Genomic DNA, 13792 nt, shown 5'->3' on the forward strand with positions numbered 1-13792 from the left:
GAGGTCAGCCGCGCCAGACGTCGGCGGTCAGCGTGACCTTCCCGGAGGCCGGGACGGTGGCGGTGCGGTTGGCGCCGCTCTCCCAGGTGACGTTGCCGTCGCCGTCCTTGCGGACGTACTTGTACGCGAACGAGGTCCCGGCGGGCAGGTTCACGTCCAGCTTCCAGACGGGGTACGCGGCCGGGTCGAGCTTCGGCGCGAGGGCCGGGTTCCAGTTGCCGAGGGCTGCCTGGTCGCCGGTGACGTGGATGTTCTGGCCGGGCTGGGTGGTGGCGCTGACGCCGAAGGAGGCGCCGGACGGGCCGTCGCCGGGGTCCGGGTCAAAGCCCCCTCCCCCGCAGGTCCGGGCGTTGACGTGCAGGGCTACGGCGGTTCCGGCCGGGACGGTGGCGGTGAACCGGCCGGAGCCGTCGACGCTCACCCCGTTGCCGGACTGCACATCGCAGTAGTCCCCGGCGGGCAGTGAGGTCTGGAAGGTCCGGGTGAGCTCCGAGCCCTCGTGGTTGATGGCGACGTACGCCTTGTCGCCCCGGCCGAAGGCGATCCGGTCGCCGCCGTCGTCCCACCAGTCGGTGACGGCCCGGCCGCGTGCGGCGTTGCGGAGGCCGACCATGGAGGAGATCTCGCGCCAGTCGTGCTGGCACTTCCAGCCGTCGCTGTAGCAGGCGTTCACCTGGCCGCCGTTCGGCGGTCCGGCGGCGTGGTCGCTGAACTCGTAGCCGGAGTGGACGTCCGGGGAGCCGTAGGGCCAGGCCAGCATGAAGACGTTGGCGAGGGTGTAGGCGGAGCCGTTCTTGTAGTTGAGGGTGTCGCCGACGCGCTCGGTGTCGTGGTTGTCGACGAAGACGGCGGACTTGCCGGACTCCATGAAGCCCCAGCCCTCGCCGAAGTTCTTCAGGTGGGCCAGGTTCTCGTGGAGGAAGACCTGCTTGAGGCTCCGCCCGTACCGGAACTCCTGGACGTCACCGGTGCCGAGGTACTCGGACGGCGATACGGCCTCGCCCGCTCCGAAGATCGCCTCCTGCTTCCAGTAGACGTTCGGATCGCTCAGCCGGGACTTGATGTTCGCGAGGTCGGCGGCGGGCATGTGCTTGGCCGCGTCGATCCGGAAGCCGTCGACGCCGAGGGAGAGCAGGTCGTTGAGGTAACCGGCGATCCTCCCGCGTACGTAGTCCTCGCCGGTGTCCAGGTCGGCGAGGCCGACCAGTTCGCAGTTCTGGACGTTGGCGCGGTCGTTGTAGTCGGTGATCTCCGCCCGGCAGTCGTCGAGGTCGCTGCCGGAGTAGAGGCCCGGGTAGTCGTACTTCGTGTACGCGGAGCCTCCGGTGCCGGTGCCGTCGCCCGCCGCCATGTGATTGATGACGGCGTCCGCGACGACCTTCACGCCCGCCGAGTGACACGTGTTCACCATGGCGCTGAAAGCGGCCCGGTCGCCGAGGCGACCGGCGATCCTGTAGCTCACGGGCTGGTAGGAGGTCCACCACTGGCCGCCCTGGATGTGCTCCTGGGGCGGCGAGACCTGGACGTAGCCGTAGCCCGCCGGACCGAGGGTGTCCGTGCAGGCCTTGGCTATGGAGGCGAACTTCCACTCGAACATCACGGCCGTGACGTCCCTGTCGCCCGGAGCGGCGGCCTGCGCGGCGGGTGCGGTGCCGAATCCGGTGGGGATGACGAGGGCGGCAGCGGCGCCGGCCACGAAGGCGAGGGCGGCGGACAGGGGTCTGCGTGCCATGTCTTTTCCTCCTGCGGGTGGGGGAAACGCGGGGGACGGTGCAGCCTCAGCCGGCAACGCGCCATGCCCTCAAGGCTCCTGAAGGTTCTTGCTGCAAGAATGCAAACCTTGCCGCGGACCAGACCGTACGAGGCCGCCAGGCACCGGTCAACCCTTTGGACATCTCCCGCTCACACCGGCGAAACAAGCCAGTTTCCTTCGCGATTTCTTGCTGCAAGGCCTTTCGCAAGATATTGCGGGCCTGTTACGTTGCATGCGACTCCGGTCACGACAAGGAGAGGCGCCCGGAGTCGCTGAAACTCCCCGCCGGCCCTCCCTGGGCCGACTCCTGGTGCCTCTCCTGTACGTGTCGGTGTTCCGGTCAGCCGCCGCGTACCGCCGCCGTCGAGCCGCGTACCACCAGCTCCGGCTGGAAGACGTACTCGGTGCGCTGCACCGGGCTCCCGCCGATCTCCTCCAGCAGCGCGCCCACCGCGGCCGATGCCATCGCCTGCACGGGCTGGCGGACCGTGGTCAGCGGCGGGTCGGTGAAGGCGATGAACGGCGAGTCGTCGAAGCCGACGACCGAGACGTCGCGCGGCACCTCAAGGCCTCTCCCCCGGGCGGCGCGGACCACGCCGAGGGCCATCAGGTCGCTGCCGCAGACGATGCCGGTGCAGCCCGCGTCCAGCAGGGCGCCCGCCGCCACCTGGCCGCCCTCGACGCTGAACAGCGTGGAGCAGACGAGCAGTTCGGCCTCGGAGCGGTCCATGCCGAGCACGGAGACGGCCGCCTCCACGAACCCGTCGCGCTTGCGGCGCGAGGGGACGTAGCGCTGCGGGCCTATGGCCAGGCCGATCCGGCGGTGGCCGAGATCGGCGAGGTGCCCGAGGGCCATCCGCACGGCAGCGTTGTCATCGGGCGAGACGAACGGGGCGCTGATGCGCTCGTTGTAGCCGTTGATCAGGACGAACGGTACGCCGCGCTCAGTGAGCGCGGCGTACCGCCCCGGGTCGGCGGAGGTGTCCGCGTGCAGCCCGGACAGGAAGACGATGCCGCCGACGCCCCGCTCCACGAGCTGCTCGACGAGCTCGTCCTCGGTGGCCCCGCCGGGCACCTGGGTGCAGAGCACGGGGGTGTAGCCGTGCCCGGCCAGCACCTGTTCGACGGACTGGGCGAACGCCGGGAAGATCGGGTTGGTGAGTTCGGGCGTCACCAGGCCGATCAGCCCGGCGCTGCGCTGCCGCAGCCGTACGGGCCGTTCGTAGCCCAGGATGTCGAGCGCCGCGAGCACCCGCTGACGCGTGGAGTCCGCGACGCCCTGCTTCCCGTTCAGGACCCGGCTGACCGTGGCCTCGCTGACCGCCGCCTGTCCGGCGATGTCGGAGAGGCGGGGTCCGGCGGTGGCCCTGGCCGCGGGCAGTGTCACACCGTCCACCACACCGTGGTGTCGGCGGGCAGCTCGGCCTCGGCGCCGTCCACGGTGACCGGGGAGCTGGCGAGCAGCACCCGGCCACGGGCGGCGATACGGACGGGCGTGCCGGTGGTGTTGACGGTGCAGACGAAGCCGGGGCGGGCGAAGACGAGGACGCCTTCGGGGGCCTGGAGCCATTCGACATCGGTGCCCGCGCCGAGGCCCGGGTGCTCCCGGCGGGCGGCGATGGCGGCCCGGTACAGCTCCAGGGTGGAGCCCTCGACGCCGGTCTGCGCCTCGACGGACAGCTCACCCCAGCCTGCGGGCTGCGGGAGCCAGCTGCCGCCGTCGCCGAAGCCGTACGAACTGCCCTCGCGGGTCCACGGGATCGGGACGCGGCAGCCGTCGCGGAAGCCGTCCTGGCCCTCGGCACGGAAGAACGAGGGGTCCTGGCGGGCGTCGTCGGGCAGGTCGGTGACGTCGGGCAGGCCGAGCTCCTCGCCCTGGTAGACGTAGGCGGAGCCGGGCAGGGCGAGCATCAGCAGGCTGGCGGCGCGGGCCCGGCGCAGGCCCAGTTCGCGGTCGCCGGGGGTGCGGATCTGGGTGCCCAGGCCCGCCGGGTTGGCGAAGCGGGTGGCGTGCCGGGTGACGTCGTGGTTGGAGAGCACCCAGGTGGTGGGCGCGCCGACGGGGCGCATCGCGTCGAGCGAGACGTCGATGACCTTGCGGAGTTCCTCGGCGTCCCAGGCGGTCGCCAGGTACTGGAAGTTGAAGGCCTGGTGCATCTCGTCGGGGCGCACGTAGTTGGCGGTGCGCTCGACGGTGGGGGTCCACGCCTCGGCGACGGCGATCCGCCCGCCCGTCACCCGCCGCCCCTCCGAGGAAGGCCCTGGGGCCCCCATCGTGTCCGGGTACTCGTCCAGGATGGTGCGCCAGCTGCGGTAGATCTCGTGGACGCCGTCCTGGTCGAAGAAGGGCATGACCTCGTTGCCGAGCAGCTTGAGCTGGTCGTGGGCCCCGAGGTCGGGCAGGCCCTCGGCCTTGACGAGGCCGTGGGCGACGTCGACCCGGAAGCCGTCGACGCCCATGTCGAGCCAGAAGCGCAGGATGGAGCGGAACTCGTCGGCGACGGCCGGGTGCTCCCAGTTGAAGTCGGGCTGTTCGGGGGCGAAGAGGTGGAGGTACCAGTCGCCGGGGGTGCCGTCCGGGTTGGCCGTGCGGGTCCAGGCGGGGCCGCCGAAGATGGACTCCCAGTCGTTGGGCGGGAGTTCGCCGTTGGCGCCCTTGCCCGGGCGGAAGTGGTAGCGCTCGCGCAGGGCGGAGCCTGGGCCCTCGGCCAGGGCGCGCTTGAACCACTCGTGCTGGTCGGAGGAGTGGTTGGGGACCAGGTCGACGATGATGCGCAGGCCCAGGCCGTGGGCCTCGCGGATCAGCGCGTCGGCGTCCAGCAGGTTGCCGAACATCGGGTCGATGGCCCGGTAGTCGGAGACGTCGTAGCCCGCGTCGGCCTGCGGGGAGGCGTAGAAGGGGGAGAGCCAGACCGCGTCGACGCCCAGGTCCTTCAGGTGGGGCAGGCGGGCGGTGACGCCGGCGAGGTCGCCCATGCCGTCGCCGTTGCCGTCGGCGAAGCTCCGTGGATAGACCTGGTAGATCACCGCGTCCTGCCACCAGCCGGTGCGGTGGCCCGGGGCGTCGTCGGACGTGCCGGTGGAGGGGGCAGCGAGGTGCTGGGTCATGTCGTCCCTGGGGTGTCGGGGTGGGGGGCGGCGCAGGGTGACCGGGTCGGGGTTCCCACGCCGCCGTGACGGGTGCGGTGGTGCGTGCGGGTACTGGTGTCCAGGAGGTTCCTCAGCCCTTGACGGCTCCGGCGGACACGCCGGTGACCAGGTGCTTCTGCGCGAACAGGAAGACCAGGGCGGCCGGGACGGCGATGAGGACGGAGGCTGCGGTCATCGGGCCCCACTGGGCTCCGTACTGGTTGACGAACTTCTGGAGTCCGCCGGCCAGCGTGAGGTTCTCGTCGCCGACCAGGAACGCGGAGGCGTAGGCCACCTCGCCCCAGGCGGTGATGAAGCAGTAGAACGCGGTGACCGCGAGGCCCGGCTTGGCCAGCGGCAGGACGAGCCGCCAGAAGGTGCCGAACGGGGTGAGGCCGTCGACCTCGCCCGACTCATCGATCTCGCGCGGGATGGTGTCGAAGAAGCCCTTCATCATCCAGGAGCAGAACGGCACCGCGATGGTGAGGTAGGTGATGACGAGCCCGGCGGGCTGATTGAGCAGTCCGAGCTTCGACATGATCGTGTAGATCGGCACGATGAGGACGGCGACCGGGAACATCTGGGTGATCAGCAGCGTCCACATCAGCCCGCGCTTGCCGGGGAAGCGGAAGCGGCTGACGGCGTAGCCGGTGGTGGCGGAGACGAAGACGCCGATCGCGGTGGAGAGCCCGGCGACGATCACGGAGTTGGCGAACCAGTTGAGGAACTCGGTGTCGCGGATCAGGTTCGTGTAGTTGACGAACGTCGTCTCGCGGAAGAAGTCCGTGGTGGTCGCGTACTTGGCGGGCTTGAGCGAGGTCAGCAGGACCCACAGCACCGGGAAGACCGCGATCACCGAGGCGACGATCAGGGTGAGGTGCAGCCCGACCGAGGCGAGGGCCGAACGCTCGCCGCGGAGCCGGACCTTGGGCACGGCGTGGCGCGCGGAGGTGTCGGTAGCGGTGCTCACCAGTTGTCTCCCTGGGTGCGCAGGACTCGCCGGTAGATCACGGCGAAGATCATCAGCAGGACGAGGATCAGCACGCCCCACGTGGAGGACTGGGCGTAGTCGCGCGGGCTGATCTCGAAGGAGAACTTGTACGCCTGGGTCACCAGGATCTGGGTCGCATCACCGGGTCCGCCGCGGGTCAGCAGGAAGATCACCGGGAACATGTTGAAGGTCCAGATGGTGGAGAGCAGGATCACCGTGGTGGAGACCGGGCGCAGTCCGGGCAGTGTGATGTGGCGGAAGCGCTGCCAGGCGGTCGCGCCGTCCATCTCGGCCGCCTCGTACTGCTCGGAGGGGATGGACTGGAGGCCGCCGAGGAGGGCGACCATCATGAACGGGATGCCGAGCCACACGTTCACGGCGATCACGGAGAACTTCGCCCAGGTGGGGTCGTTCAGCCACGGGATGCCGTCGATCCCGGCCCCGCCGAGGATCTGGTTGAGCATCCCGCGGTCCTCGTTGTAGAGGAAGCGCCAGGCGAACACCGAGACGAAGCCGGGGATGGCCCAGGGCAGGATGAGCGCCATGCGGTAGGCGGAGCGCCCGACGATGCGGCGGTTGAGGATGTTGGCGAGGCCCATGCCGAGCACGAACGTGATGCTCACGCAGGAGACCGTCCACACCAGTGTCCAGCCGAGCGTACCGAGGAACTGCGAGCCGGACAGCGCGTCGACGTAGTTGTCCATGCCGACGAACTCGTAGGTGGCGGGCACTTCGTTGACGCCGATGGAGCGGGCGACATTGCGCTCGGTGGCGTCGGTCATCGACAGGTAGATACCGCGGACCAGCGGGTAGCCGATGATCACGCCGATCACGATGACGACCGGGGCGACCATGGCCCAGGCGTACCAGTGGACCGACAGGGCCCGCCGGAAACGGCCGGGCTTCGGTGGTGGGGTGCCAGTACCGCGGCTCCGGCCGCGGGCGGTGTTCCCGCCCGCGGCCTTCACCACCGACCGGCTGGTGTGGACAGCCATCAGTCGGCCAACCTTCCTGTTACTTCCAGTCCTTCAGGAGCTTGCGGTACGCGTCGCCGGTGGCCTTGGCGGCCTTCTCCGGCGTCGTCTGGCCGGTGAGGACCTTGGTGTACTCGACCCGGAGCGGCTCGAAGAGGCTGCCGCCCTCGGGAATCCAGGGGCGCTCGACGGCGGTCTCGACGATCGGCTTGAAGAAGCCGACGATCTCGCTGTTGACGGCCTGCTTCTTGGCGTACGCGGAGTGGCGCGTCGGCAGCAGGTTCAGCTCACCGGCGACGGTGGCCTGGGCATCCACGGACGTCATGTACTCGACGAAGGCATAGGAGGCGTCGAGGTTCTTGGAGCCCGCGTAGACGGCGAGGTTGTGGCCGCCCTGCGGGGCGCCCTGGGCGGCGGAGCCGGCCGGGACCGGGGCGATGCCCAGGTTGTCCTTGTCCGTGAACTCCTCGCCGGTCAGGGTGTCGGCGACGGCCCAGGGGCCGTTGATCATCATCGCGACGTCGCCGTTCTTGAACGACTGCATCATGTTCTCCCAGCCGTCCGAGGCGTCCGTCTTCGCGGTGCCGTCGTCGACCAGTTCCTTGACCGCCTTGAAGGCCTTGACACCCTCGGGCTTGTCCACGGTGACGGTCCTGGACCCGGCGTCGACCAGGTCGCCGCCCTCGCCGTAGAGGAAGGAGAGGAAGAAGTACGGGTCGTCGCCGCGCAGGTAGAGGCCGGTCTTGCCGGTCTTCTCCTTGATCTTCTTGGCGGCGCTCTTCAGCTCGTCCAGGTTGGCCGGGGCCTCGACGCCCGCCTTCTCCAGCAGCTTCTTGTTGTAGAAGATGCCCATGGAGTCGATGACCTGCGGGACGGCGTAGGTCTTGCCCTCGTACTTGGTGGACGCGACGGCCTGGTCCAGGAAGTCGTCCTGGTTCTTCAGGGCGGGGGTGCCGTCCAGCGGGGCCAGGTAGCTGAGGCTGGCGAAGTCCGGCGTCCAGGCGACCTCGGAGCGGATGACGTCGGGGGCGTCGCCCGTCTCGGCGGCGTTCTTGAAATTGTTCTGCGCTTCGCCGAAGGGCACGTTGACGTACTTGACGTCGACCTTCGGGTGCTTCTTCTCGAAGCCTTCGGCCAGCTTCTTGAAGACCTTGTCCTCGCTGCCGGGGCTGGAGGTGTCCCACCAGGTCACCGTGCCGGAGAGCTCGCCCGAGCTCTTGCCGCCGCCGGACTCGCCGTCGCTGCCGCAGGCGGTCGCCGCGAGCGCCAGGGCCGCGACCAGGGCGGTGGCCGTTATGCCACGTCGCATCTGAACTCCTTCAACTGCCGTACCGCTCCGTCGCGGCGCCGGGTCGACGTGAACGTAACAAGGATGAAAGACCACCGAAAGACCTTGCGGAAGTTTTCTGCAAGCGCTGGTGATCGTTACATTCGCGTGTCCGCAAGGTTGCCGTCAAGCCCCTTGACGAGGGTCCGCCGACCCTGGCAGGGGCAGGCCAGGCATGACGTATCCGCAGTGCGACGATCCGACCGCAGGGTGCAGCCCAGGGCCGCAAGACCTTGCAAGATGTTGCCGGGGAGGCCCCCGGGAGGCCTGCCGGTGGCACATCGCGCACGGTGGGCAATCGGACACGGGCCCGGTACAGTCCCATCCCATGACCGCACGGCTTGCCGATATCGCAACTCAGGCGGGGGTCAGCGAAGCGACGGTCAGCCGAGTCCTGAACGGCAAGCCCGGAGTCGCCGCGACCACCCGCGAATCCGTCCTCGCGGCGCTCGACGTCCTCGGCTACGAACGCCCCGTACGGCTGCGCAGGCGCAGCGCGGGACTGGTCGGCCTGATCACCCCGGAGCTGGAGAACCCGATCTTCCCGGCGCTGGCGCAGGTGATCGGCCAGGCGCTGACCCGGCAGGGCTACACCCCGGTGCTGGCCACCCAGACCCCCGGCGGTTCCACCGAGGACGAACTCACCGAAATGCTGGTGGACCGGGGCGTTTCCGGCATCATCTTCGTCTCCGGGCTGCACGCCGACACCTCGGCAGACATGCAGCGCTACGAGCAACTGCGCGGCCAGGGCGTCCCCTTCGTCCTGGTCAACGGCTTCTCCGCCAAGGTGCAGGCGCCGTTCATCTCACCCGACGACCGGGCGGCGATGCGGCTGGCGGTGACGCACCTGGTGGCGCTGGGCCACACCCGCATCGGACTCGCGGTGGGCCCCAAGCGCTTCGTGCCGGTGCTCCGCAAGATCGAGGGCTTTCACTCCACGATGCGGGAGCAGCTGGACCTCGCCCCCGACGACGTGGAGGAGTTGATCCAGCACTCTCTGTACACGCTGGAGGGCGGTCAGGCCGCCGCGTCCGCTCTGATGGAGCGCGGCTGCACGGCCGTCGTGTGCGCGAGCGACATGATGGCGCTCGGGGCGATCCGGGCGGCCCGCAGGCTGTCCAGGGAGGTCCCCCGGGACCTCTCCGTGGTCGGCTACGACGACTCACCCCTCATAGCGTTCACGGACCCGCCGCTGACCACGATCCGGCAGCCGGTGACGGCGATGGGCCAGGCCGCCGTGCGCACGCTCCTGGAGGAGATCGGCGGAACCCCCGCCCCGCACAGCGAATTCGTCTTCATGCCTGAGCTGGTGGTTCGCGGTTCGACGGCGTCGGGACCCGGACTTCCCTCAGGGGCCCACGCTCATCCTTGAGGCGCAGGACGTGCGCCCCGGACCCGACCGGAGGATGATCGAGCGCAGGGGGACGTATCTGGCAGACTCTGTGCCTATGGGTGAAACACACGTGACAGCACACGAAGGCCGGTCGGCGACCAGCCCGTCACCCATCGTGGACGAGGCGGCCCCCGAGGCCCGGCGCAGGAACCGCGCCCTGACGCGCCTTCGCTCGCTGCGCTCGCCGCGCCGTCCGCGCCTCTGGTTCGAGATCCTGCTCATCGCGGTGAGTTACTGGCTGTACTCCCTCGTGCGCAACGCCGTCCCGGAGCAGAAGGCCGCCGCCCTCGCCAACGCCGACTGGATCTGGTCGGCGGAGCAGTCCATCGGCCTCGCCTTCGAGGAAACGGTCAATCACGCGGTCAATTCCGTGACATGGCTGATCGTGTCGATGAACTACTACTACGCGACCCTGCACTTCATCGTGACCATCGGTGTGCTCGTGTGGCTGTACCGCAGCCACCCCGGCCGGTACGCCGCGACCCGCCTGGTCCTCTTCTCGACGACGGCGGTCGCCCTCCTCGGCTACTACCTCTACCCGCTCGCCCCGCCCCGCCTGATGAACGGGGCGAACTTCATCGACACGGTCCTCGTCCACGAGACCTGGGGCTCGATGGCCTCGGGCGACTTCAAGAACATGTCCAACCAGTACGCGGCGATGCCCTCGATGCACATCGGCTGGTCGCTCTGGTGCGGGCTGACGATCTTCGCCCTGGCCAAGGCACCCTGGGCGCGCATCCTGGGCCTGCTCTACCCGATGGCCACCCTCGTCGTGATCGTGGCCACCGCCAACCACTTCTGGCTGGACGCGGTGGGCGGCATGGCCTGTCTGGCCTTCGGTTACGCGCTGTCCCGCGCCTGGTACGGATCGCTGCCTCACCGGCTGCCGAAGTGGGTGCCGACGGGGAAGAGCCGACTGACCGGGGTGCGCACGGCCCGGCTGCCACGACCGGGCCCGGCGGCGGACGCGCTGGCCCGCGAGGACGCCCCGGCGACGGCGGACACCCCTGTCCGCGAGGACGCCCCGGCGACGGCGGTCCGCCACCCGTAGCGCGTACGGCGCTTGAGGGGCGGGGCCTCGGCGGCGCCCCGGTAGTTCCGAAGGCTCACCCCGCCCCGTAGAACCGCTCCTCCACCACCGCCCGAGCCCGCCGCGTGATCCGCCGGTAGTCGTCCAACATGTCCCCGACATGCCCCGGCTCGTACCCCAGGTACCGCCCCACCGCCGTCATCTCCCGCGACTCCGACGGGAACGTGTCGCCCGGCCGTCCCCGCACCAGCATCACCGCGTTGCGCACCCGGGTGGCCAGCACCCACGCCTCGTCCAGTGTCTGCGCGTCCTCGGCCGGAATCAGCCCCGCCGCGCACGCCGCGGCCAGCGCCTCGCGCGTACCGGTCGTCCGCAGGCCCGGCTCCGCCCACCCGTGCTGCATCTGCATCAGCTGCACGGTCCACTCGACGTCGCTCAGCCCGCCCCGCCCCAGCTTCGCGTGGAGCGTGGGGTCCGCACCGCGCGGCATCCGCTCGGACTCCATGCGCGCCTTGAGCCGGCGGATCTCGCGTACGGCGTCCTCGCCGAGGCCCTCCATCGGATACCGCAACGGGTCGACCAGCTCGATGAAGTCGCGGCCCAGCTCCTCGTCGCCCGCCATCGGTTCGGCCCGCAGTAGCGCCTGGCTCTCCCACACGAGGGACCAGCGCCGGTAGTAGGCCTCGTACGACTTCAGAGTGCGCACCATCGGCCCGGTCTTGCCCTCCGGGCGCAGATCGGCGTCGATCAGCAGCGGCGGATCGGCGGTGGGCAGCTGGAGCAGCCGGCGCATCTCGGAGATGACCGTGTTGGCGGCCCGGCTCGCTTCCTCGTCGCTGACTCCCTCGCGCGGCCGGTGGACGAAGAGCACGTCGGCGTCGGAGCCGTAGCTCAGCTCGTGCCCGCCGAAGCGGCCCATGCCGATGACGGCGAACCGGGTCGGCAGGGTGTCGCCCCACCGCTCCCGTACGGCGGCCCGCAAGGCGCCCGCGATGGTCGCGGCGTTGAGGTCGGTGACGGCCGAGCCGACCCGGTCGACGAGGGCCCCGTGGTCCTGCTCGGCGGGGCTGTCCTCGGTGCCGTACGAGCCGATGAGGTCGGCGGCCGCCGTACGGAACAGCTCGCGCCGCCGCACCCCGCGCACCACCGCGATCGCAGCCTCCGCGCCGTCCGCACGCCCCACCGCGGCCACCACCTCCTGCTCCAGGTGGTCCCGGGTGCGCGGCCGCAGCCCCTCCGGGTCGCCGAGGATCGCCACCGCCTCCGGGGCCCGCAGCAGCAGGTCCGGGGCGAGGCGGCCCGCGGAGAGGACCCGGGCGAGGTTCTCCGCGGCCGCTCCCTCGTCGCGCAGCAGCCGCAGGTACCACGGGGTCTTGCCGAGCGCGTCGGACACCTTGCGGAAGCCGAGGAGCCCGGCGTCCGGGTCGGCGGAGTCCGCGAACCAGCCGAGCAGCACCGGCAGCAGCGTGCGCTGGATCGCCGCCTTGCGGGACACCCCGGAGGACAGGGCCTCCAGATGCCGCAGGGCGGCCGCCGGGTCCGCGTACCCCAGCGCCTCCAGCCGGATCGCGGCGGCCTTCGCGCTGAGCCGGGACTCGGCGGGGGCCAGCTGGGCGACGGCGTCCAGCAGCGGCCGGTAGAAGATCTTCTCGTGCAGCCGCCGTACGACGGAGGCGTGCCGCCGCCACGCCTTGTTGAGTTCGGCGACCGGATCGGTGCGCATCCCGAGCGACCGCCCGAGCCGCCGCAGGTCCGCCTCGCCCTCGGGGACCAGGTGGGTGCGGCGCAGCCGGTAGAGCTGGATGCGGTGCTCCATGGAGCGCAGGAAGCGGTACGCCTCGTCCAGCTGGGCGGCGTCCGCGCGCCCCACGTATCCGCCCTCGGCGAGCGCCCGCAGGGCCTCCAGCGTGGTGCCGCTGCGCAGCGAGCCGTCGCTGCGCCCGTGCACCAGCTGGAGGAGCTGGACGGCGAACTCCACGTCCCGCAGCCCTCCGGGCCCCAGCTTCAGCTCACGCTCGATCCGGTCGGCGGGGATGTTGTCGACGACGCGGCGGCGCATCTGCTGGACGTCGGGGACGAAGTTCTCCCGGTCGGCGGCCTGCCAGACGAGCGGGGAGACCGCCTCGACGTACTCCGCGCCCAGCTCGGGGTCCCCGGCCACCGCACGCGCTTTCAGCAGCGCCTGGAACTCCCAGGTCTTGGCCCACCGCTGGTAGTAGGCGAGGTGGGAGCTGAGCGTGCGCACCAGCGGCCCGTTGCGACCCTCGGGGCGGAGGTTGGCGTCGACCTCCCAGATCGTGCCCTCGACGGTGTTCTCAGAGCAGATCCGCATCATGTGGGCGGCCAGCCGGGTGGCGGCCTGTATGGCCCTGGTCTCGTCGACCCCGTCCCGGGCCTCCCCGACGAAGATCACGTCGACGTCCGAGACGTAGTTCAGCTCCTGGCCGCCGCACTTGCCCATCGCGATGACGGCGAGCCGGCACCGCGCGGCGTCCTCGGGCGCGGACGTCCGGGCGATGGCGAGGGCGGCGCGCAGGGTGGCGGTGGCGAGGTCGGCCAGTTCGGCGGCGGTCTGGGCGAGGCCGGTGGTCCCGCAGACGTCGCGGGCGGCGAGGGTCAGCAGGCACCGGCGGTAGGCGACCCGCAGCGAGTCCGGGTCGACGGCGTCGGCGAGCCCGCGCTCGAACTCGGCGACCCCCGGATGCAGGTCGACCGCCTCGTACGTGACGAGCGCCTGCCAGTCGCGCGGATGCCGGGCCAGGTGGTCCCCGAGCGCCTCGGACGCCCCGAGGACCCCGAGGAGCCGGTCGCGCAGCGGCTTGGCGGTGACGAGGGTGTCGAGCAGCACCTGCCGCCCGTCCTCCGTCTCGGCCTCCACGAGCCGGACGAGGCCGCGCAGGGCCAGATCCGGGTCGGCGGTGGCACCGAGCGCCTCCAGGAGGACGGGGTCGGACCGTACGGAGGCGAGGTCGTCCACCTCCAGGAGCCGTTCGGCGGCGGACGGGTCGGTGAATCCGTGCCGCAGCAGCCTGGTGAACGTACTGCTTCTGCGCCCCGGCACCGTCGTCATTGCACGCTCTCCTGCCGCCCGAACCGATCTGCGAAACTGCTCGCCGCCCGTTGGCCGCGCCACAGCGCTTCGAGCCTAAGGGCTGTGCGGGCGGATTCGGGACGCGGCCACGGCCCGGCTGACGA

Annotated in this window: 9 protein-coding genes; 2 read left to right on the forward strand and 7 right to left on the reverse strand. The window is 70.7% G+C overall.

The window, feature by feature from the left end:
* Window positions 1–4 precede the first annotated feature (4 nt).
* The 6 genes from RI138_RS07500 to RI138_RS07525 form a co-directional block, all read right to left on the reverse strand.
* Entirely contained in the window at window positions 5–1732 is a 1728-nt protein-coding gene (locus tag RI138_RS07500) for a carbohydrate-binding module family 20 domain-containing protein (protein WP_311119273.1), read from the reverse strand.
* Between the two features lie 361 nt (window positions 1733–2093).
* Window positions 2094–3152 (reverse strand): LacI family DNA-binding transcriptional regulator, encoded by a 1059-nt coding sequence (locus RI138_RS07505; RefSeq protein WP_311119274.1) that lies wholly within the window; start codon window positions 3150–3152, stop codon window positions 2094–2096.
* Entirely contained in the window at window positions 3137–4861 is a 1725-nt protein-coding gene (locus RI138_RS07510; protein WP_311119275.1) for a glycoside hydrolase family 13 protein, read from the reverse strand. Before RI138_RS07510 ends, RI138_RS07505 begins: the two co-directional genes overlap by 16 nt.
* Window positions 4862–4973: 112 nt before the next feature.
* Window positions 4974–5852, reverse strand: coding sequence for a sugar ABC transporter permease (locus tag RI138_RS07515; protein ID WP_096627633.1), 879 nt, complete (start codon window positions 5850–5852; stop codon window positions 4974–4976).
* Window positions 5849–6868 (reverse strand): carbohydrate ABC transporter permease, encoded by a 1020-nt coding sequence (locus tag RI138_RS07520; RefSeq protein ID WP_311119276.1) that lies wholly within the window; start codon window positions 6866–6868, stop codon window positions 5849–5851. Before RI138_RS07520 ends, RI138_RS07515 begins: the two co-directional genes overlap by 4 nt.
* A 19-nt stretch (window positions 6869–6887) precedes the next feature.
* Entirely contained in the window at window positions 6888–8156 is a 1269-nt protein-coding gene (locus tag RI138_RS07525; RefSeq protein ID WP_311119277.1) for an extracellular solute-binding protein, read from the reverse strand.
* Window positions 8157–8502: 346 nt separating this feature from the next.
* Here RI138_RS07525 and RI138_RS07530 point away from each other — a divergent pair, with 346 nt between their 5' ends.
* Together RI138_RS07530 and RI138_RS07535 are read left to right on the forward strand one after the other, a co-directional pair.
* Complete coding sequence (locus RI138_RS07530) at window positions 8503–9546, forward strand: LacI family DNA-binding transcriptional regulator (protein WP_311119278.1); 1044 nt, start codon at window positions 8503–8505, stop codon at window positions 9544–9546.
* 76 nt (window positions 9547–9622) lie between these two features.
* On the forward strand, window positions 9623–10618 hold the full coding sequence (locus RI138_RS07535) for a phosphatase PAP2 family protein (protein WP_311119279.1): 996 nt from the start codon (window positions 9623–9625) through the stop codon (window positions 10616–10618).
* A 55-nt stretch (window positions 10619–10673) separates the two neighbouring features.
* On the opposite strand, the gene RI138_RS07540 is transcribed toward RI138_RS07535, so the two are convergent.
* Window positions 10674–13667 carry a bifunctional [glutamine synthetase] adenylyltransferase/[glutamine synthetase]-adenylyl-L-tyrosine phosphorylase gene (locus RI138_RS07540; RefSeq protein ID WP_311119280.1) on the reverse strand — a complete coding sequence of 998 codons (2994 nt, stop codon included), beginning with the start codon at window positions 13665–13667 and terminating at the stop codon, window positions 10674–10676.
* Window positions 13668–13792: the final 125 nt, after the last annotated feature.

The sequence above is a fragment of the Streptomyces durocortorensis genome (genome assembly GCF_031760065.1).
Classification (GTDB): Bacteria; Actinomycetota; Actinomycetes; order Streptomycetales; family Streptomycetaceae; genus Streptomyces.

Bases quoted from the DNA above. Each gene is read 5' to 3' on its own strand.
- RI138_RS07500 (WP_311119273.1), bottom strand. From the start codon at position 1,732: ATGGCACGCAGACCCCTGTCCGCCGCCCTCGCCTTCGTGGCCGGCGCC.
- RI138_RS07510 (WP_311119275.1), bottom strand. From the start codon at position 4,861: ATGACCCAGCACCTCGCTGCCCCCTCCACCGGCACGTCCGACGACGCC.
- RI138_RS07520 (WP_311119276.1), bottom strand. From the start codon at position 6,868: ATGGCTGTCCACACCAGCCGGTCGGTGGTGAAGGCCGCGGGCGGGAAC.
- RI138_RS07525 (WP_311119277.1), bottom strand. From the start codon at position 8,156: ATGCGACGTGGCATAACGGCCACCGCCCTGGTCGCGGCCCTGGCGCTC.
- RI138_RS07530 (WP_311119278.1), top strand. From the start codon at position 8,503: ATGACCGCACGGCTTGCCGATATCGCAACTCAGGCGGGGGTCAGCGAA.
- RI138_RS07535 (WP_311119279.1), top strand. From the start codon at position 9,623: ATGGGTGAAACACACGTGACAGCACACGAAGGCCGGTCGGCGACCAGC.
- RI138_RS07540 (WP_311119280.1), bottom strand. From the start codon at position 13,667: ATGACGACGGTGCCGGGGCGCAGAAGCAGTACGTTCACCAGGCTGCTG.